This window comes from Egicoccus halophilus (assembly GCF_004300825.1).
In the GTDB taxonomy this organism is placed as follows: Bacteria; Actinomycetota; Nitriliruptoria; order Nitriliruptorales; family Nitriliruptoraceae; genus Egicoccus; species Egicoccus halophilus.
The window spans coordinates 210,183-229,640 of record NZ_CP036250.1 but is presented as its reverse complement, the minus strand read 5'-3'; the positions used below and the strand labels follow the sequence as shown (position 1 = coordinate 229,640).

Here is a 19,458-nt window from a genome sequence, read left to right as displayed (position 1 = left end):
GCTTGAACGCCGGTCGGTCCGGCCGACCGGCACGGGTCGAGGAGGCCACCATGGACGTCGAGACGCGCGACGACGTGTTCGCACGTCGGGCGGCGCAGCTGTTGCTGGGCTCGCCCGACCCGGTCTGGTTCGTGGGGCCGGGCGGCGCCGTCGAGCAGGCCAACGCCGCGGCGCGTGCGCTGCTCGGCTGGGGCGGATCGCTGCCGTCGGACCATGCGACCGTGTTCACCCCCGCGAGCCGCATGCTGCTCGACATGGAGGTGCTGCCGCGCCTGGAGGCGGGGGAGAGTTGGCGGGGCGAGCTCGTCGCCGTGGATGCCGGACGTCGGGTGCCGCTGGCGGTCCTGCTCGTGCCGGGTGAGGACGGTGACGGCCACGCTTGGTTCGCCGTGCTGGCCAGCGACCTGCGCCCCCACCAGGCGCAACAGGCGGCCCTGGAGCGGCTCGGGACGCACGACGAGCTGACCGGGCTCGTCAACCGTCCCGCCTTCCTCGAGCAGGCCGAGGTCGCGGTGCGCAGCCGTGGCGGCGCGGTCGTGCTCGTCGACGTCGACGACCTCGCGTCCGTCAACGAGACGTTGGGGCACGCGGCTGGGGACGCGGTCCTGGTCGAGGTCGCGACGCGGCTGCGTTCCGGGGTCGTGTCCTCGACCGTCGTGGCCCGGCTCGGCGGGGACGAGTTCGCGCTGTTCCTGCCGGGTGCCGAGGTGACCGAGGCGCACCGGCTCGCCGGCGAACTGCACACCCGGTTGTCGCGGCCGACGGTCGTGGGCGGGCGTCTCTGCCGCGTGGGAGTCTCCGTCGGGGTCGCGGCGAGCTCGGGCGGGAGCGAGGTGCACACCCTGCTCCGCCAGGCCGACGTCGCCCTGTACCTGGCACGGACCCACGGTGGTGGGCGGGTCGAGGTGCACACGCCCGAGGACCACCAGCGCGTGTCGGACCTGTTGCGGCTGCGGACCGACGTCCGTGAGGCCCTGGACCGGGGCGAGTTCCGGCTCGAGTACCAGCCGATCGTGTGGCTGGACACCGGTCTCGTACGGGGCGTGGAGGCGCTGCTGCGCTGGGACCATCCCGACCTCGGTCCGATCGGCCCGGACGCGTTCGTGCCCCTGCTCGAGGCGTCCGGGGACATCCTCGACGTCGGCCGGTGGGTCCTGCACGAGTCGTTGCGGCAACTCGCCGCCTGGGACGAGCTCGGGCCCGCGGCGGCGACGTGGACGGTCAGCGTGAACGTCGCCGTCGCCCAGCTGCGCCCGCAGCTCGAGGAGGAGGTCCGTTCGGCGCTCGTCGGCGCCGGCGTGGCCCCCGGCCGGCTCACCCTCGAGATCACCGAGACCGGCATGGTCGACGACACGGTCTCGACCGGCGAGCTGCTGCAGCGGTTGCGGCAGGCCGGTGTGCGGGTCGCCCTCGACGACTTCGGGACCGGCTTCGCCACCCTCGACTCGCTGCGTCGACTGCCGGTGGACCAGCTCAAGATCGACCGTAGCTTCACCGCCGCACTCGACGACGTCGGTGCCGACGCGCTGGTGAGCGGGATCTGCCGCATGGCCGCGGCGCTCGGGCTGACCGTCGTGGCCGAGGGCATCGAACACGTCGGACAGGTCGAACACCTGCGACGGCTCGCCTGCGACTTCGGCCAGGGCTACCTGTGGTCGCGACCCGTGCGTCCCGAACGGCTGTCGGAGGTCGCCGCGGCGCTGCCGACCGTCTGATCCGGTCCACAGCTGCGCCGGGTCACACGAGCCCGGTTGCCGGTAGTGCAGGTCGGGGTCGATGGTCGGCGGCATCGAGGGCCCTCGACCCCGGACCGGTGACCTCGGAGTTCCTACCGTCGACGGTCATCGACGAAGGGAACGACCATGACCATGCGCAACGCCGCGTCCATCGGCTCGATCGTCCTCGGGGTGCTGCTCGTGATCGGCGGCATCGGGACCTGGGCGATGGTCAGCAGCACCCTCGCCGAACAGCGCATCACCACGCCCGACGACGCCTGCCTGCCCGAGCGCGAGGTCCGGGGCCCGTTCACGGCCTACTGCCAGGCGCAGGTGATCCAGGAGCACACGCTGGACACGACCGACGGTCTGACCTACGCCGAGCTCGACCGTGAGGACCCGCGTCGCGACCTGGCCATGAACTCGTCCTTCCTGCAGGCGTCGTTGTTCACCTCCATCCTCGCGTTCGGTACCGCGGCGATGGCGATCGGCATGGGCGTGCTGTTCGTGTTCATCGGCCTGGGCATCCGCGACGTCGCCGAGCGCACCGGTGTCGGCATCGACGCCTGACGGGCGTGTCCCCGGTGGTTCGGCGTCCGGCCGCTACCGTCGTCGGACCCGACCCGGGGGAGCGGTCATGGAGCAGCGACCGACGGACACGGGCCCGGCCGCGGAGGCCGACGGCTGGGCCCGGCTGGCCGCCGACGTCGTCGACGGGGTCGTGTCCGAGACGGTCCAGGGCGTCCACCGGGCGGTCGCCGACCGGGCCTTCGGCGCCGTCGGCCCGCTCGGTGCGCCGGTGCGTCTGGTCCACGACGTCGTCCTCGAGAGCGTCTACGCGACGGTCCGCGGCTCGCTCCGGGGACTCGGGGTCGTCGGCGGCATGGTCGCCGCCGCCCGTGCGCGTGACCAGCAGCGTCCGTGGCTCGACCGCTCGTCCGCCGGCTCCCGACTGGCGGCGATCGCCAACGGTCTGCTCGACGAGGTGCCGTCGGCGCTGCGGCTGCCCCTGGCGATCCGACAGGCAGGTGTCACCGTCGACGCGGAGGCCGCGGCGCTGGCCGCGGCGTTCCCGGACGCGACCACGCACGTCGTGGTGTTCGTCCACGGACTGACGGAGGACGACCGGATCTGGGACCCGCCGCCGGAGCGGCCCGGGCGGGTGAGCCTGCCGACGGCGCTCGGCTCGGCCGGCACGACGCCGGTGCGCGTGCGCTACGGCACCGGCGCCGCCGTCGGACGCAACGGGGCGGCCCTGACGCAGCTCTTGGAGCACCTGGTGCAGCACTGGCCGGTGCCCATCGCGCAGCTGACCCTGGTCGGACACTCGATGGGCGGGCTGGTCGTGCGCTCCGCCTGTGCGCAGGCGGCCGAGCGTGGTCACTCCTGGACGCGAGCGCTCCGGCACGTCGCCTATCTGGGCACGCCGCACCTCGGAGCTCCGCTCGAGCGCGTCGTCGAGCGTGCCGTCGGCCTGTTCGGGCGGGTGCCCGAGGTGGCCCCGTTCGTCGGCATCCTGGACCGGCGCGCACCGGGCATCCGCGACCTCCACCACGGCACGTTGGTCGATCCCGGTCAGCGCCTGCGCGAGGTGGTCGAGCCCGACGCCGACGACCCGTGGCTGGCCGACGTCGACCACCACCTCGTGGTCGGACGTCTCGCCCGCGGGGAGCGCCATCCGGTCAACCGTGTCCTCGGTGACCTGCTCGTCCCGGCGTCGTCGGCGACGGGCCGCGGTCGGACCCGCCGCATCGAGGGGGAGCGGGTCCACGTCGTACCGGTGGCCGCGAACCACTTCGGGCTGTGCTGGCACCCCGACGTCGCCGACCACCTCGTTCGCCATCTGACGGACACCGACACCGCGGTCTGACGTCGCGGTCCGACGCTGCGGCGGTCGGCGCCACGCGGGCGGGCACGGTCGCCCGGAGCTTGGTACCGTCCGCGTCGCACGCGGGGTCCGCGATCCCGGCGGTGTGCGGTGACGGGCGTCCGTCGTGACGTCCCCCGGTGAACCGGGTCAGGACCGAGAGGTAGCAGCCCTAAGCCGTTCTCGGACGGGTGCGAGCCGGACGTCCGTCACCACACCCCGTCGGGTCGCCGCCTCGCGTGTCGCCGTTCCGGCGCAGGCGGCCGAGCGAGCATCGGTCGCGCGCCGGGGCGGGAACTTCCGCGGCATCGGCGGCGCCCGGGAAGCATGCGGGCGTGTCGTCGTCGCGTCCGCGGGCGCCGCCCGCGACGCCCGGAGGTGTCCGGGTCCACCGCTACCGTGTGGGCCGCGTCGGCTCGGCGCGTCGGAGTCCGGACCGTTGTTGGGGTGATGTGCGTGGCCTACGTGTCGCTGTACCGCAAGTACCGCCCGCAGTCGTTCACGGACGTGGTCGGACAGCAGCACGTCATCCAGACCCTGGTCCACGCCATCGAGGAGGACCGGCTCCACCACGCGTACCTGTTCACGGGGCCGCGGGGGACCGGCAAGACCTCGACCGCCCGGTTGCTGGCCAAGGCCATCAACTGCGAACAGGGACCGACGCCGACGCCCTGCGGGGTGTGCGAGCACTGCACCTCCATCGCCGAGGGCAGTTCGGTCGACGTGATCGAGCTCGACATGGCCTCGCACGGCGGCGTGGACGACGCCCGTGAGTTGCGCGACCGGGCCCTGTACGCCCCGGCGCGGGCGCGGCGCAAGATCTACATCCTCGACGAGGTCCACATGGCCTCGACGGCGGCCTTCAACGCGCTGCTCAAGCTGATCGAGGAGCCGCCGGCGCACGTGCTGTTCGCGATGGCCACCACCGATCCGCAGAAGGTCCTGCCGACCATCCTCTCGCGCGTGCAGCGCCTCGACCTGCGGCGGGTCGCCGCACCCGAGGTCGCGGGCAACGTCCGCCGCCTGTGCGAGGCCGAGGGCTACACGATCGAGGAGGGGGCGGTCGAGGCGATCGTGCGCGCCGGCGACGGCTCGCTGCGCGACACCCAGTCCGTCCTCGAGCAGGTGCTCGCCTTCGCCGGTGTCGCCCCCGGCGAGGGCCGCAAGGGGGGTGAGGTGACCGCCGAGGCCGTCGCCTCGGTGCTGGGCACCACCCCCGCCGAGCGGGTGTTCGGGACCGTGGACGCGGTCGCGGGCCAGGACCTCGCCGGCCTGCTGGGCCTGGTGCAGGGACTGCTCGACGAGGGCCACGACCTGCGCCGGTTCACGCTCGACCTCGTCCAGCACCTGCGTGACCTGCTCGTGCTGCAGGTGGCGCCCGACCGTCCCGATCTCGTGGACGCCACCGACGACCGGCGGCGCCAGCTACAGGCGCAGACCGCCGCGTTGCCGCGCGAGTCGCTGCTGCGCGCGGTCGACCTGCTGGCGCAGACGGTCGTCGAACAGCGCCAGGGTTCGCCGCGGCTGCCGCTGGAGCTGACACTCGCCAAGCTCGCCGTGCCCGGGGCCGACGGGGACGTCGCGAGCCTGGCCGATCGTGTCGCCCGGCTCGAACGCGGCGGCGCGGTCGGCGCCGGCGGGGGGAGCGGCACCGACGAGAGCCGCCCGGCGCCGGCGTCGTCGTCCGCCCCTGCCGCGCCGAGCGGTGCCGCCACGCGCAACACGTCGAGCGCGGCGGCCGTGCCTGCCACGCCGGCATCGGCGCCGTCCGCGCCCAGGCCGGCGCCGGCGGCACCGAGGTCCGCGCCCGCGACACCCCGACCCGCACCCGCCGCCTCGCGTAGGGCGTCGGCAGCCACGGGTGCCACCACCACGTCGTCGGGGCAGGGCGGTTCCGCGAGCGCCGTGGCCGGGGAGGCGGCCGCACCCGCCCGGGAGACCGCCCTGCAGGCGCGGGCCCGGGCCCGCAGCGAGGCGGCCGGTCGCCGTGGTGGCGACGACGGCCCCCCACCGCCGTCGGACCCCGACGAGCCGCCGGCGCCACCGGCGTCCGGCGCGCAGGACACCGGCCGGGTCGCCGCTCCGGCTGGCGAGGCTGCCTCGAGGCCGCAGACCCCGTCGAGTGCGGATCCCGCGCCGGCACCAGCCTCGACGAGCGCGGGGACCGCCGCGCCCGCCGACGACGCCGCGCCGGCCGACGACGCGGCATCGCCCGACGACGCCGCGCCGGCCGACGCCGCCTCGTCCGACGATCCGCCGCCGGCCGGGGGCGCCGAGGTGGACGAGCTCGACCTGCTGCAGCGCAACTGGGACGGCGTGCTGGAGCTGGTGAAGAACCGCAGCCGGCGCAGTCACGCCGTGTTCCAGCCGGCCACGGTGACCGCCGTACGACGAGGCATCGTCACGTTGCGTTACGGCCCCCGTTACGCCTCCTTCCACGCCCAGAACGCCGGCAAGGGCGAGTTCGCCGACGTCCTCAAGGAGGCGATCGAACGCGCCTGCGGCCTGCGGCTGCGGGTCGAGGTGACCGTCGACGGCGACGACGACCGGCGCCGTCCGGTGCCCCCGTCGGTCACGCCCGACGACGCCCGCACGCCGGTACTCGACGAGGACGGCCCCACCGCCGCCGAACAGGCCGACGTGCGCGAGGCGGAGGCGTTCGTGGCCCGGCCGGTGGAGGCCGCCCAGACCGACGAACTGCTGGCCCGCGAGCTCGGCGCCGAACTGCTCGAGGAACGCCCCGCCCCCGACGCGGGCTGATCCGGGCGCGCGGATACGCTCGCCGCACGACCTCGACGCCACCCGAGCGGGAAGGATGCCTGCATGTACGAGGGTGCCGTCCAGGACCTCATCGACGAACTCGGCCGTCTGCCGGGCGTCGGCCCCAAGAGTGCCCAGCGGATCGCGTTCCACCTCCTGCAGGCCGAGCCGGCCGACGCGCAGCGGCTCGCCGACGCCATCACCCGGGTGAAGGCCACGGTGCGGTTCTGCGCCCGCTGCTTCAACGTCAGCGAGGCCGAGGAGTGCCGCATCTGCCGCGACCCGCGCCGGGACGGCCGCGTGCTGTGCGTGGTCGAGGAGGCCCGGGACGTCGTCGCCATCGAGCGCACCCGCGAGTACCGCGGCCGCTACCACGTGCTCGGTGGGGCGATCTCGCCGATCGACGGGATCGGGCCCGACGACCTGCACGTGCGTGACCTCGTGCGCCGGCTCGACGACGAACCCGTCGACGAGTTGATCATCGCGACCAACCCCAACGTCGAGGGCGAGGCGACCGCGTCGTACCTGTCGCGGCTGTTCGCGCCGCTGGGCGTGCGCATCACCAGGCTGGCGAGCGGGCTGCCGGTCGGCGGCGACCTCGACTACGCCGACGAGGTCACGCTCGGACGGGCCTTCGCCGGCCGCCGCGACGTCCGCGGCTGAACCCGACGACCGCGACGAACCGGGCACGCGTGCGTGTCGCGCGTGGCCGGTGGCGACGCGACGCCCGCCACCGTACGGCCCGGGGCCCGACTCGCTGACGAGCGGGAGGCCGCCTAGTCTCGACGTGCCCCGGTCGGCGAGGTCCGTCGGGGCGCCGCCACGTTCGACCTCGACGGCGCGCGGGCGGCCCGCCCGAACACCCATCGCTCACACGAAAGCGTCCACCCCGTGGCCATCGTCGTGCAGAAGTACGGCGGGACCTCCGTCGGTGACGTCGACCGCATGAAGCGGGTCGCCGACCGGGTCGCCCGCTCCCACCGTGGCGGCAACCAGACCGTCGTCGTCGTGTCCGCCATGGGCAAGACGACCGACGAGCTGGTCGACATGGCGGCCCGGATCAGCGAGCAGCCCCCCGAGCGCGAGCTCGACATCCTGCTGACCGCCGGTGAACGCATCTCGATGTCGCTGCTCGCCATCGCCCTCGCCGAGCGCGGCGTGCCGGCCAAGTCGTTCACCGGCTCGCAGGCCGGCATCATCACCGACGCGGTGCACGGCAAGGCCCGCATCGTCGACATCACGCCCGGCCGGGTGCAGGGTGCGCTCGAGGAGGGCAACGTCGTCATCGTGGCGGGGTTCCAGGGCGTCAGCCAGGACACCAAGGACATCACCACGCTGGGTCGCGGCGGCTCGGACACGACCGCGGTGGCGCTGGCCGCCGCGCTCGGCGCCGACGTGTGCGAGATCTACACCGACGTCGACGGGGTGTTCACCGCCGACCCGCGCATCGTCCACGACGCCCGCAAGCTCGACTACGTCTCCTACGAGGAGATGCTCGAGATGTCGGCACAGGGCGCCGGCGTCCTGCAGGTCCGCTCGGTGGAGTTCGGACGCAACCACGACGTGCGCATCCACGTGCGCTCGTCGTTCAGCTACACGGCCGGCACGTGGGTCGGTCCGGAGGAGGACAAGGTGGAAGACGCGATCATCTCCGGTGTCGCCCACGACACCTCCGAGGCCAAGATGACCGTCCACGGCGTGCCCGACACGCCCGGCGTGGCGTCCCGGCTGTTCAGTGCGCTGGCGCAGACCAACGTCAACATCGACATGATCGTGCAGAACGTCTCCTCGGACGGGCGCACCGACATCTCGTTCACCCTGCCGCGCGGCGACCAGCCCCAGGCGCTGTCGGTGCTCGAGCCGCTGGCCAACGAGATCCACGCCGAGGGCATCAACGTCGACGACAACATCGCCAAGGTGTCGTTGGTCGGGGCCGGCATGAAGACCCACCCGGGTGTCGCCGCCAAGATGTTCGGGGCGCTGTCCACCGCCGGCGTGAACATCGAGATGATCTCCACCTCGACCATCCGCGTGTCCGTGGTGGTGTCCAAGGACCAGGTGGAGCAGGCGGTGCTCGCCGTCCACGACGCCTTCGACCTGGCCGACGAGCAGGTCGCACAGGAGAGCAACTGATGGCCAAGGTCGCCCTGGTCGGCGCCACCGGAGCGGTCGGGCGCGAGATGCGCCGACTGCTCGACACGCGCGACTTCCCGCTCGACGGCGAGCCGGTCTTCCTCGCCTCCGAACGCTCCGCCGGCACCACGCTGCCGTGGAAGGACGGTGAGGTCGAGGTCCGCGCCATCTCGCCCGAGGCGTTCGACGGCGTCGACATCGCCCTGTTCAGCGCCGGAGGTGCCCGCTCCAGGGAGTGGGGCCCGATCGCCGCGGAGCGCGGCGCGGTCGTCGTGGACAACTCCTCCGCGTTCCGGATGGACGAGCAGGTCCCGCTGGTGGTCAGCGAGGTGAACCCCGACGCGGCGCGGCAGCGCCCCAAGGGCATCATCGCCAACCCCAACTGCACCACCATGGTGCTGATGGTGGCCGCCAAGCCGCTGCACGAGGCGTTCGCCCTGACCGACATGGTCGCGACCTCGTACCAGGCGGCCGGCGGCGCCGGACAGTCGGGCATCGCCGAACTGCTCGCACAGACCACCGAGCTGGCCGAGAACCCCGAGCTGCTGCGCACCGACGGCGCCGCCGCCGAGGCCGGCGTGGCGGCGGAGACGTTCTCCAAGGCGATCGCCTTCAACGTGCTCGCCCACTGCGGCAGCTTCACCGACGCGCGCTACACCGACGAGGAGTGGAAGCTCGTCAACGAGTCGCGCAAGATCCTCGACCTGCCGGCGTTGCGGGTCTCGCCGACCTGCGTCCGGGTCCCGGTCGTCGTCGGTCACGCCATCAACGCGCGGATGTCGTTCGCCGACCCGGTCTCGCGCGAGGCGGCGCTCGACGCGCTGCAACAGGCCCCCGGGCTGGTGATCGAGGACGGCGTCGACGCCGAGGGCGAGACGCTGGCCTATCCGACGCCGCTCGGCTCGGCCGGTCGCGACGAGGTCCTGGTGGGTCGCATCCGCGAGGACCTGTTCGACCCGCACAGCCTCAACCTGTGGGTCGTCGGCGACAACCTGCTCAAGGGTGCCGCGCTCAACGCGGTCCAGATCGCCGAGCTCGTGCTCGACGAGTGAGGGGCGGCCGTCCGACGGGGGCGCTGCGCCTGCCGGACGGCGTCGGCGGCCCTAGCGTCGAACGTTGTCGCGAGGCTGGTGGGGACGGCCGCGCGGCGAGTCCCCCGTCCGCGTGCTGCCGGAGAGTGACGCATGACGAGCGCCACCGATGAGAAGCGATCGATCCGTGAGACCATCCACCCGCCGGTGTTCGTCGCGTCGGCGGTGTTGATCCTCGCCTTCGTCGTGTTCGCGGTCGTGGCCCCGGAGACGGCCGGTGACACGCTCGGTGCGGTGCAGGGTTGGATCACCGACACCTTCGGCTGGCTCTTCATCCTGGCCGTGGTGCTCTTCCTCGGCTTCTGTGCGTGGATGGCGCTCGGGCGCTACGCCAAGGTCCGGCTCGGCCCGGACGACTCGACGCCCGACTACTCGACGCTGTCGTGGTTCGCGATGCTGTTCGCGGCCGGCATGGGCATCGGCCTGATGTACTGGGGCGTCGCCGAACCGGTGATGTTCTACGCGTCCGACCCGCCGCGGTTCGAACCCGGTACGACCGAGGCCGCCCGCGACGCCATGCTGCATGCGTTCCACCACTGGGGCTTCTCGCCGTGGGCGATCTACGCGGTGATCGGCCTCGGACTGGCCTACTTCGGCTTCCGGCACGACCAGCCGCTCGCCATCCGCTCGCTGTTCCGCCCGCTGCTCGGCGACCGCGTCGAGGGGGCGCTCGGCAACCTGATCGACGTCACCGCCGTGGTGGGCACCATGTTCGGTGTGGCGACCTCGCTGGGCCTGGGCGTGGCGCAGGTCAACGCGGGACTGAACCGGGTCTTCGACATCGAGATGTCCGTCGGCGTGCAGCTGGTGCTCATCGCGATCATCACCGCGGTCGCCACCGTGTCGGTGCTCTCGGGCCTCGACAAGGGCATCCAGCGGCTGTCGCAGTTCAACATCGTGCTGGCGGCGCTGCTGATGGGCTTCGTGCTGCTGGCCGGTCCGACCCTGTTCCTGGTCGGTGCCTTCGTGCAGAACACCGGTGCCTACCTGGGTGGCATGGCCGAGCTGCTGTCGCGCATGGGTGTCTACGCCGGTCAGGAGGGGCAGGACTGGCTCGGCGGATGGACGATCTTCTACTGGGCCTGGTGGGTGTCCTGGTCGCCGTTCGTCGGCATGTTCATCGCCCGCATCTCGCGTGGTCGCACGATCCGGGAGTTCATCCTGGGCGTCTTGCTCGTGCCGTCGGTGGTGTCCTTCGCGTGGTTCACCGTCTTCGGCAACGCCGGCATCTTCTTCGAGGAGCAGGGTGCCGGGATCGACGAGCTGGCGGCCGAGGACTCCTCGCTCGCGCTGTTCGGGCTGCTCGAGCAGCTGCCGCTGTCGGGCATCGTGTCGGTCCTCGCCGTGCTGCTCGTGGTGACCTTCTTCGTCACCAGCTCCGACTCCGGCTCGTTCGTCATCGACATCCTGACGTCCGGCGGCGACCCCGACCCGCACCCGGTCACCCGGGTGTTCTGGGCGGTCACCGAGGGGCTCGTCGCCGCCGGGCTGCTGCTGGCCGGCGGGCTGGGCGCCCTGCAGGCCGGGGCGGTGTCGACCGGCCTGCCCTTCACCATCGTCCTGGTGCTGGCGACGTGGTCGATCGCCCGCGGGCTCAAACAGGAGTTCGCCGTCGCACCGGCCGGGCAACGCACCGGGCTGCCGCCGGTCCACATGCGTGACGCGACCGACCGCGAGCGAACGTTCCGTCGGCGTGAGCAGGAACTCTCGCAGCTGCGCGACGAGGTCACCGTCCGCGAACGCGAACTCGACGTGCTGGCGCGCGAGATCGACCTGCAGCCCGAGGACGTCGACGTCCGCGACGAGCGTTCCGGCCAGCCGCGTGAATGACGCGGACGGCCGGACCGTCGCGTCAGGGTCGCGACGGATCGTCGGTCAGGGTCGCGACGGATCGTCGACCCCACACCGGCAGGGCGAGGCGTCGCACTTCGGGCAGCCGTCGGCGTAGCGCTCGGCCGCCTCGGCGAGGTCGACCCCGGTCATCTCCGCCAGGGTGACCAGCCAGGCGAGCACGTCGGAGAACTCGACGACGCGTTCGTCGTGCCCCTGCCGGCGGATCGCCCGCGACAGTTCGCCGACCTCCTCGACGAACCACGCGAACGTGCCGTCCACGCCCCGGGCGCGGTCCTGCACGCCGTAGGTGGCGGCGATGGTGCGCTGCAGCTGCCCGAGATCCATGGACGTCCCTTGCGCGACGGAGCGGAGGTCGAGGTCGGGTTCGCCGGCCGGGGACGGCAGCGTAGGGCTCTCGCCGAGCGACCCGGCACGAACGCGACGCGCGGCACCGGGAACCGGTGCCGCGCGTCGTTCGCGTGCGCTGGTCGGGATGGCCGGATTTGAACCGGCGACCCCCTCGTCCCGAACGAGGTGCGCTACCAAGCTGCGCTACATCCCGTCGTGCACGCGGAAGGCCCCGAAGCGGGGCGGCCCGGAGATTACCCCGGCGCGGCGACCGGCGCGAACCGGCGTCGGGTCACGGCGACAGCTCGAGCAGGGTCGCCTCCGGCCGGCACGCGAAGCGGACCGGCGCGTAGCGGTTGTGGCCGAGCCCGGCGGAGACGTGCAGCCACCGGCCGCGGTAGCGCGAGGCGCCCCGGGCCTGGTCCAGCGGCAGGTCGCAATTGGCGATCAGCGCGCCGACACCGGGGACCCGGACCTGCCCACCGTGGGTGTGCCCGGCGAGCAGCACCTCGTGTCCGGCGTCGACCAGGACGTCGAGTGCCGCGAGGTAGGGCGCGTGCACCAGCCCGAGCGAGGCCACCACGTCGCCGGCGTCGGGCGGGCGCAGCACCTCGGGGGTGGGGATGACGGTCTCGGGCAGATGGGGGTCGTCGAACCCACCGACGGCGACCCTGCCGGCGGCCGTCTCGATGGTGCACGCCTCGCCACGCAGGGTCCGGTAGCCGTAGGCCCCGAGCCGGTCGACGAACCGGTCGGTGTCGAGCCGCGGCCCGAAGCGGCGGCGGTCGGGTTCGATGAAGTAGGCCACCGGCGTCTTGGGCACCGGGCCGTACAGGTCGTTGCTGCCGAGCACGACCAGTCCCGGCCGGCCACCGGAGGTCAGCGGCGCGAGCGCGTCGGCCGCGAGGTCCTCGGTGTCCGGGGCGCCCAACAGGTCACCGGTGGCCACCACGAGGTCGTGGTCGAGGCGCGCCAGCGACGCCAGGAACCGGATGCGGTGGTCCTGACCGGGGACGAGGTGCACGTCGCTGACGTGCAGGATCCGCAGCCGTCCGTCGGCGGTGTCGGCGGGACGCCGCAGGGTCCCGGGCAGTTGCAGGCGCTGCAGCCGGTACCAGCGACGCTCGAGAAGGGTGCCGTAGGCGAGGCACCCGGCACCGAGCACGCCGGTGGCCAGGGCCGTACGCGAGAGCCGGTTCATGGGTCAGTCCTGACCTGGCGGGCCGTCGCCGTCGGGGCCGCGTCCCTGACCCGGACCCCGACGCGCCGGCGGATCCTCGTCGGGTTCGCCGCCGGCCGTCGCGTCGCCGTCCTCGTCCGCGCCGGCCGGAGGCGACGGACTCGGCGACGGCGAGGGGGAGCGCTCGGGCGAGGGCTCCGGAGCGGGGTCGGGGGACGGTTCGGGGGAGGGCTCGGGGGAAGGTTCCGGCTGGGCGGCCACACCGACGCTGATCACGACCACGGCGCCCTGCCGCGGCAGCAACCGCGAACCCGGCGACGGGCTGGTGCCCACGACGCGGCCGACCTGGTCCCGGTCGTTGACCGCGATCCGCTGCACGGCCACCTCGTAGCCGCGGTTGACGAGCCTGGCGATGGCGTCGTCGAGCGTGCGGCCCCGTACGTCGGGGACGGCCGGGGCCTGCCCGGTGCCGTTGGACACCTGCAGGGTGACGGCGGTCCCCAGCGGCCGGCTGGCGCCGGCGCCAGGCGTCTGGCCGACGAAGGTGCCGGCGCTGCGGTGGTCGTCGACCTCCACCAGCCGGAACCGGAACCCGGCCTCCTGGGCGACCTGGCGCGCCCGCCCGACGGAGCCGGACGAGAGCAGGTTCGGGACGCTCGCGCTGGGCAGGGCACCCGGGTCGGGGAAGTCCTCCGGTTCGTAGCGCTCGGCCGCCTGACGCATGTAGTCGGTCCAGACCGCGGCGGGCAGGCTGCCGCCGGTGACCCGGGCGTAGTACTGCCCGGCGATGGTGACGTCGGTGAGGAACTTGGTCCGTCCGTTGCACTGGGTCGTCTCGCCGGGCCGGAACCAGCCCTCGTCCCCGCAGGCCGCCGCCGCGGCGTCCGAGTCGACGAAGTAGCGGGTGTCGGCCGGGTAGCCGATCCAGGTGGCGGTGGCGAGTTGGCGGATGAAGCCGACGAACCAGGCGTCACGGTGCTTGTCGGTGGTGCCGGTCTTGCCGCGGGTCGGCCACTCGCCGAGATCGGCGCTGGGGGCCGTACCCCCGGGTCGGACCGGTCCGGCCAGGATGTCGACCGTGCGGTCGGCGACGTCCTGGTCGAGGACCTGTGTGCACTCGGGCTGGTGCTCCCAGACGACCTCGCCGTCGGCGTCCTCGATGCGGCTGATCGGGAACGGTGCGCAGTGGACCCCGCGGTTGGCGAGCGTCGCGTACGCCGCGGCCATCTCGAGCGGCGCGACGTCCACCGCGCCCAGCGCCAGCGAGCACTCCGGGGCGAGGTGGCGGCTGGTGATGCCGAGCTTGCGGGCCGTCGCGACGGCCTGGTCCGGACCGATCTCCGCGATCAGCTTGGCGTGGTAGACGTTGTTCGAGCGCCGGACGGCCTCGTACATGTCCATGAACTGCCCACCGCCGCTCTCGGCGAAGTTGCCGACCTCGTAGGGCGCTCCGCTGTTGCGGCAACCCTCGATCTCGGTCGGGCCTCGGCCGTCCATCTGCAGGGTCGGCGGCAGGCCGTCGTCCAGTGCCGCCGCGATGATGAGCGGCTTGAAGGTCGACCCCGGCTGGCGACCGGAGCCGCCGGCGCCCGGGACGACGGAGTTGACCTTGGTCTTGTGGCAGAGCAGCTCGCCGTCGTCGGTCTGGTCGGCCCAGTCGCCGTCCTCGCTGCACGCACCCCAGGGGTGCGGGCCCTGCGCGAGCGCGACGATCGCCCCGGTCTCCGGGTCGATCGAGGCGATCGCACCGCGCGGTTCGCGGGCCAACTCGGCCGCCGTCTCGCGCTCGTAGGTGAGGTTGGCCGCCAACGACTCCTGCGCCAGGGCCTGCAGCTCGGGGTCGAGCGTGGTGTGAATGCGCAGGCCCGACTGGTAGACACGGGCGCGGCGCTCCTCGGAGGTCGCCCCCATGGTCTGCATGGCGTCGAGCTGGCTTCCCAGACCGCCGGCCACCTCCTCGTTGATCAGCAGGCGCGTGACCCAGTCCACCCACAGCGGTTCGGACGTGGGATGCGGCTCGGCGACCTGCAGCTCGAGTGGTTGCTCGCGGGCCTCGGCCGCCTCGTCGGCCGACACGAACCCGTGGGTGGCCATCTGCCCGAGCACGATGTTGCGGCGCGTGAGGGCGTTCTGCGGGTTGGCGATCGGGTTGTTGCGCTCGGGACTGCGGATCACCCCGGCCAGCGTCGCCGCCTCGGGCAGACTCAGTGCGGACACGTCCTTGGAGAAGTAGCGCTCGGCCGCGGTGCCGATGCCGTAGACGCCGGTGCCGAAGTAGGTCCGGTTGAGGTACTGCTCGAGGATCTCGTCCTTGGTCAGCTGCTGCTCGAGCTGGGTGGCGTAGATGGCCTCCTGCACCTTGCGACCCAGGGTCTGCTCGGGGGTGAGGAACGCCTGCTTGACGTACTGCTGGGTGATGGTCGATGCCCCGCCCTGGATGCTGCCGGCGCGGAAGTTGGTGAGCGCGGCGCGGGCGATGGCGAGGTGGTTGACGCCCTCGTGCTCGTAGAAGTCGGCGTCCTCGGTGGCCAGCACCGCGTCGATCATGACCTGGGGGATCTCGTCGAACCGGACGGGGACCCGGTTCTCCTCGAAGGTCAGCTCGGCGAGCTCGCTGCCGTCGGCGGCCAGGACATAGGAGTTCTGCGGCGGCGCGACCGGGTCCCCCAACGGTGGCAGGTCGAACACCTCGCTGCGCACGGCGGCCAGCACGTCGTCGGTGGCGACGGCGGCCGGGAGGAACAGCGTGCCGACGAGCAGGCCGGTCGCCCCGACCACGGCGATCAGCATCAGCACCCGCGCCAGGACGCTGCTGCCGCGTTCCACGAGGTCCGTCGCCGCAACGCCGGAGTCAGCGGCCCCGCCGCGTCGGCGTGGGGGTCGCTGCAGGCTCGGACGCGCGCCCATGTCCACCCTTCGACGTCAGGCGGGGCGCGGAGGACGGCCCCTCGGAATCGGCGGCGAGGTTACCCCGTCGACCGGCCACCGCCCCGGGTCAGCGACAGGTCCCTCGGCGCGCGCGCAGGGGAGCAGGCGTGCCCGTGCGTGGGGCCGGAGTCGCCCGCATCGCTCGGCCGGCGCGCGGAACGCGGCCGTTCCGACCCGCTCGCGGCCGACGTGACTAGTTCCTGTACACGAGAACAATGCCTCCAGCGGGCTATGGAGACGGGTACGGGCGGAACGTAGCGTTCGTCGGAGCGCGGGCACGAGCGAAGCGCAGAACACCTTCACCGTAGATCGTTGCCGGAGCCACGGGCACCGGCAACGGTGGAGGAACAGGGGAGGCAAGGCTGTGGACGAGACCACCTGGTCGGACCAGGCGCGGTGTCGGGGGCTGGATCCGGAGCAGTTCTTCGTCCGGGGGGTGGCGCAGGCGCGTCCCGCCATCCGGGTGTGCGAGCGCTGCGTCGTCAAGGACGAGTGCCTGCGCTACGCCCTCGACAACGACATCGACTTCGGGGTCTGGGGCGGACTCACCGAACGTCAGCGGCGCGCGTACCTGCGCCGTCAGCTCGCCGCGGCGAGCTGACGGCCGCACCGGCTCACAGGTAGCCGGAGGCGTTGGGGGCGGTCGTACCCGGGTTGGGCTCCGGCGGCTCCACCCGACGCTGGACCTCGTCGGGCGCCTCGGCGAAGGTCCGGCCCCCGAAGCGCTGCTTGATGGCGTCGTCGACCTGCGCGGCCGTCGTCGCCACGGCGGCCACCGCCGAGTGCAGCTCCGGACCGTCCAACGTGGTGCCGAGCAGCGTGTGCCGCAGCCACACCGAGCGGTTGTCCGGGTCGTAGCTGAACGCGCCGAACCCGAGCGTGTGGTTGGTGGTCAGCAGGAACGAGGCCAGTGGCGGGGCGAGGTCGACGTCGAGGTTGGTGACCGAGAACACGCCGACCTGCGGGCCGACCGGTGAGCCCCCGACGGTGACGAACACCCGGGCACCCTCGTGCACGAAGGTGAAGTTGCCGAACGCGTCGACCTCGTAGCCGCCGAGGATCGCGCGCAGCAGTTGCCCGACGTGGTCGCGCAGGTCGTCGGGGTCGACGAACACGCCGGTGCGTCGGGGCGGGCGCGGCGGGCGCAGCCCGGGGACCACGGCCGAGAGCGCAGCCGACGGCGGGATCTCGGCCTCCTCGTCGGGTTCGCGTGCGCCACCGGGACCGCGCTCGGGGGCCTCGTCGTCGGTGTCGTGCTCCCGGTCGGGGTGGTCGGACGGGGCAGGGATGTCGCTCACGGACTTCTCCGGTTCAGGCGGTCAGCGTGTCGGCGATGGCGCGCAGACCGTCGAGGTCGTGGACGTCGCGACCGTAGAGCGGGACCTCGACCAGGGACGGGACCGGGACCCCGTACAGCGCGGCCGCGACGTCGCGCCGCTGCCGGTTGGCGAGGTTGCGGACGTCGGCCAGCAGGGCCAACGCGCCGGCCACCGCCTGGCCCTCGTCGTCGTCGCCCTGGGCCTCGACGGCCCGCTGCAGCGCCGCGTCGGACGGGTCGCGCGGGATCTCCGGTCGGATCCGGTTGACCACCACACCGGCGGCGTGCAGGCCCTCCTGCTCGAGCCGTTCGAGGAAGAACTTCGCCTCGCGCAGCGGTGGCGGGTCGGCCGAGGTGACCACGACGAAGCGGCTGCTGGGCTGCTGGAGCAGGTCGCGGACCTGCTCGGCGCGCTCCTTGAATCCCTCGTACATGCCCTCGAAGTTGCGGAAGAAGCTCGCGAGGTCGTCGAGCAGGTCCATGCCGGTGACCCGGCCGGCGACCTTCATGAACGTCGTCGCGCCGAAGCCGACCACCCTGCCGACCCGCTTGCCGGCGGCCATGCCCGGGCGCATCAGCAGGCTCAGCAGCCGGCCCTCGAGGAACGAGGTCATGCGGTTGGGGGCGTCGAGGAAGTCGAGCGCCGAGCGGGTCGGTGGCGTGTCGACCACCAACAGGTCCCACTCACCGGTGTCGTGCAGCTCGTGCAGGCGCTCCATCGCCATGTACTCCTGCGTCCCCGACAGGGTGGACGACAGGGTGCGGTAGATCCGGTTCTGCTTGATGTTGTCGGCCCGCTCGCGGCTGGTGGCGTGACGGTCGATGAGCCGGTCGAACGTGGTCTGCATGTCGAGCATCATGGCCCACAACTCGCCGCCGTCGGCCGCATCGGGCACCTCGACCCGGGCCGGCTCGTCGTCGAGCTCGTCGATGCCCATGGCCTGGGCGAGCCGGCGCGCCGGGTCGATGGTGAGCACCAGGGTGCGACGCCCCCGGCGGGCGGCCGCCAGCCCGATGGCGGCGGCGCTGGTGGTCTTGCCGACCCCGCCCGAACCGGTGGTGACGAGCACGTGCGCGTCGTCGACGGACGCGGCGAGCGAGTGGCGGCGCGCTTCGGCGAGGTGGTCGCTCATGCCGATGCCTCCGGGTCGAGGAAGCCCGGCAGCGCGTCGCCGAGCAGGTCCACCCCGCGCGGCCCGTCCTCGCCGATCTGCAGCGCGAGCACGTCGGCGAGCACCTCGAGGTCGGCGGCGTCGAACGTCGCGCCGGTCAGCAGCGGCAGCGACAGCACCGGTACCCCGCAGTTCGCGGCCAGCTCCGCGCGCAGTTCGCGTTGCAGCGCCACGCGGGCGGTGTGGGTCGCGACGAGGTCGAGCGCCAGGCCCGCGGTCCGTCCCGACATGGTCGCGCCGGCCGCCTCGGCCCGCTCGCGCAGCCCCTCGGCGCCGAGGGCCGTGAGCGTCGTGGCGGCGGACGGGTCCAGGCGCGGGGCGCGCACCTGGTTGGCGATGACCGGACCGACCGCGATGTCGGCCGAGCGCAGGGCGGCGATTCCCTCGCTCGCCTCGCGGACCGGCATCTCCTCGAGCAGCGTGGTGATGATCGCGGTCGTGCGTCGCGGGTTGGTCAGCATGTCGCGGATCTGGCCCGCCTGGCGTTTGATCGGACCGACCCGGACGATCTCGGTCACGCCCTCGGGCGCCTGCAGGAACGGCACGATGCGCCCCGTCGGTGGGGCGTCGACCACGATCAGGTCGTACTGCCGGCGACCGTCGTCGCGTTTGCGGGCCTCGATCTCGTAGATCTTGCCGATCAGCAGCAGGTCGCGCAGACCCGGCGCCGCGGTGGTGACGAAGTCGAGCGCGTTCGAACGCTCCATCACCCACTGCACGCGCTTGAGCCCGTAGAACAGCTCGAGGTACTCGTACACGGCCTCGGTCGGGTCGACCGCGACCCCCCACAGGCCGGGACGGAACTCGCGCTCGGTGTAGTCCCAGGGCTGCGTGCCGAACGTGCGCGAGAAGCCCTGCCGGCCCTCGACCTCGACCAGCAGGGTGCGCCGACCCGAGGCGCGCCCGGCCAACGCCAGCGAGGCGGCGACGGTGGTCTTGCCGACCCCGCCCTTGCCGGTGACGATCAGCAGGTTGGACGGGAACAGCTCGTCGTAGCCGCCGTCGAGCAGCGGGGCGGCGGCGGTCGGATCGGAGGCGGTCATGCCCCGATCCTAAGGGTGCGGCGATGCCACGGGATACCTCGGCGTGTCCGTGCGCCGGTACGCTCCCGCA

Annotated in this window: 15 protein-coding genes, 1 tRNA gene and 1 other RNA gene; 10 read left to right on the top strand and 7 right to left on the bottom strand. The window is 73.0% G+C overall.

Annotation, left to right across the window (positions count from 1 at the left end; all coding sequences use genetic code 11):
* Positions 1 to 50 precede the first annotated feature (50 nt).
* The 9 genes from ELR47_RS01030 to ELR47_RS00990 all read left to right on the top strand — a co-directional run bounded on the left by ELR47_RS01030 (position 51) and on the right by ELR47_RS00990 (position 11,396).
* On the top strand, positions 51 to 1,715 hold the full coding sequence (locus tag ELR47_RS01030) for a putative bifunctional diguanylate cyclase/phosphodiesterase (RefSeq protein ID WP_130648199.1): 1,665 nt from the start codon (positions 51 to 53) through the stop codon (positions 1,713 to 1,715).
* Positions 1,716 to 1,862: 147 nt separating this feature from the next.
* Positions 1,863 to 2,285, top strand: a complete 423-nt coding sequence (locus tag ELR47_RS01025; RefSeq protein ID WP_130648198.1) for an aromatic ring-opening dioxygenase LigA — start codon at positions 1,863 to 1,865, stop codon at positions 2,283 to 2,285.
* Between the two features lie 67 nt (positions 2,286 to 2,352).
* Positions 2,353 to 3,585, top strand: a complete 1,233-nt coding sequence (locus ELR47_RS01020) for an alpha/beta hydrolase (RefSeq protein WP_130648197.1) — start codon at positions 2,353 to 2,355, stop codon at positions 3,583 to 3,585.
* A gap of 114 nt (positions 3,586 to 3,699) precedes the next feature.
* Positions 3,700 to 3,792, top strand: an RNA gene (gene ffs / locus ELR47_RS01015) — signal recognition particle sRNA small type.
* Positions 3,793 to 4,038: 246 nt separating this feature from the next.
* Positions 4,039 to 6,342, top strand: a complete 2,304-nt coding sequence (dnaX, locus tag ELR47_RS01010; protein ID WP_165403760.1) for a DNA polymerase III subunit gamma/tau — start codon at positions 4,039 to 4,041, stop codon at positions 6,340 to 6,342.
* 63 nt (positions 6,343 to 6,405) lie between these two features.
* Complete coding sequence (gene recR, locus ELR47_RS01005; RefSeq protein WP_130648195.1) at positions 6,406 to 7,005, top strand: recombination mediator RecR; 600 nt, start codon at positions 6,406 to 6,408, stop codon at positions 7,003 to 7,005.
* Between the two features lie 228 nt (positions 7,006 to 7,233).
* Positions 7,234 to 8,475, top strand: coding sequence for an aspartate kinase (locus ELR47_RS01000; protein ID WP_130648194.1), 1,242 nt, complete (start codon positions 7,234 to 7,236; stop codon positions 8,473 to 8,475).
* Complete coding sequence (locus ELR47_RS00995; RefSeq protein ID WP_130648193.1) at positions 8,475 to 9,527, top strand: aspartate-semialdehyde dehydrogenase; 1,053 nt, start codon at positions 8,475 to 8,477, stop codon at positions 9,525 to 9,527. The genes ELR47_RS01000 and ELR47_RS00995 overlap by 1 nt, the downstream gene beginning before the upstream one ends.
* Positions 9,528 to 9,659: 132 nt before the next feature.
* The gene (locus tag ELR47_RS00990) at positions 9,660 to 11,396 is read left to right on the top strand and encodes a BCCT family transporter (RefSeq protein WP_130648192.1); all 1,737 of its coding nucleotides are present in this window, start codon (positions 9,660 to 9,662) and stop codon (positions 11,394 to 11,396) included.
* A 45-nt stretch (positions 11,397 to 11,441) separates the two neighbouring features.
* Here ELR47_RS00990 and ELR47_RS00985 read toward each other — a convergent pair whose 3' ends face one another.
* The 4 genes from ELR47_RS00985 to ELR47_RS00970 all read right to left on the bottom strand — a co-directional run bounded on the left by ELR47_RS00985 (position 11,442) and on the right by ELR47_RS00970 (position 15,753).
* A complete protein-coding gene (locus ELR47_RS00985) occupies positions 11,442 to 11,744 on the bottom strand; it encodes a MazG nucleotide pyrophosphohydrolase domain-containing protein (protein ID WP_130648191.1) in 303 nt (100 codons plus the stop codon).
* Positions 11,745 to 11,884: 140 nt separating this feature from the next.
* Positions 11,885 to 11,961 (bottom strand) — tRNA-Pro (locus ELR47_RS00980).
* Between the two features lie 78 nt (positions 11,962 to 12,039).
* Positions 12,040 to 12,948 carry a metallophosphoesterase gene (locus ELR47_RS00975; protein ID WP_130648190.1) on the bottom strand — a complete coding sequence of 303 codons (909 nt, stop codon included), beginning with the start codon at positions 12,946 to 12,948 and terminating at the stop codon, positions 12,040 to 12,042.
* Between the two features lie 3 nt (positions 12,949 to 12,951).
* Complete coding sequence (locus tag ELR47_RS00970) at positions 12,952 to 15,753, bottom strand: transglycosylase domain-containing protein (RefSeq protein ID WP_165403759.1); 2,802 nt, start codon at positions 15,751 to 15,753, stop codon at positions 12,952 to 12,954.
* Positions 15,754 to 16,219: 466 nt separating this feature from the next.
* On the opposite strand from ELR47_RS00970, the gene ELR47_RS00965 reads away from it, so the two are divergent.
* Entirely contained in the window at positions 16,220 to 16,456 is a 237-nt protein-coding gene (locus ELR47_RS00965; protein ID WP_130648188.1) for a WhiB family transcriptional regulator, read from the top strand.
* Positions 16,457 to 16,469: 13 nt separating this feature from the next.
* Here ELR47_RS00965 and ELR47_RS00960 read toward each other — a convergent pair whose 3' ends face one another.
* From ELR47_RS00960 to ELR47_RS00950, 3 genes are read right to left on the bottom strand one after another with little or no spacing between them, the layout of a single operon-like run.
* Complete coding sequence (locus tag ELR47_RS00960; RefSeq protein WP_130648187.1) at positions 16,470 to 17,153, bottom strand: T3SS (YopN, CesT) and YbjN peptide-binding chaperone 1; 684 nt, start codon at positions 17,151 to 17,153, stop codon at positions 16,470 to 16,472.
* Between the two features lie 13 nt (positions 17,154 to 17,166).
* On the bottom strand, positions 17,167 to 18,306 hold the full coding sequence (locus ELR47_RS00955) for an ArsA family ATPase (RefSeq protein WP_130648186.1): 1,140 nt from the start codon (positions 18,304 to 18,306) through the stop codon (positions 17,167 to 17,169).
* Positions 18,303 to 19,388: an ArsA family ATPase gene (locus ELR47_RS00950; RefSeq protein WP_130648185.1), complete on the bottom strand. Its 1,086-nt coding sequence runs from the start codon at positions 19,386 to 19,388 to the stop codon at positions 18,303 to 18,305. The genes ELR47_RS00955 and ELR47_RS00950 overlap by 4 nt, the downstream gene beginning before the upstream one ends.
* Between the last annotated feature and the right edge of the window lie 70 nt (positions 19,389 to 19,458).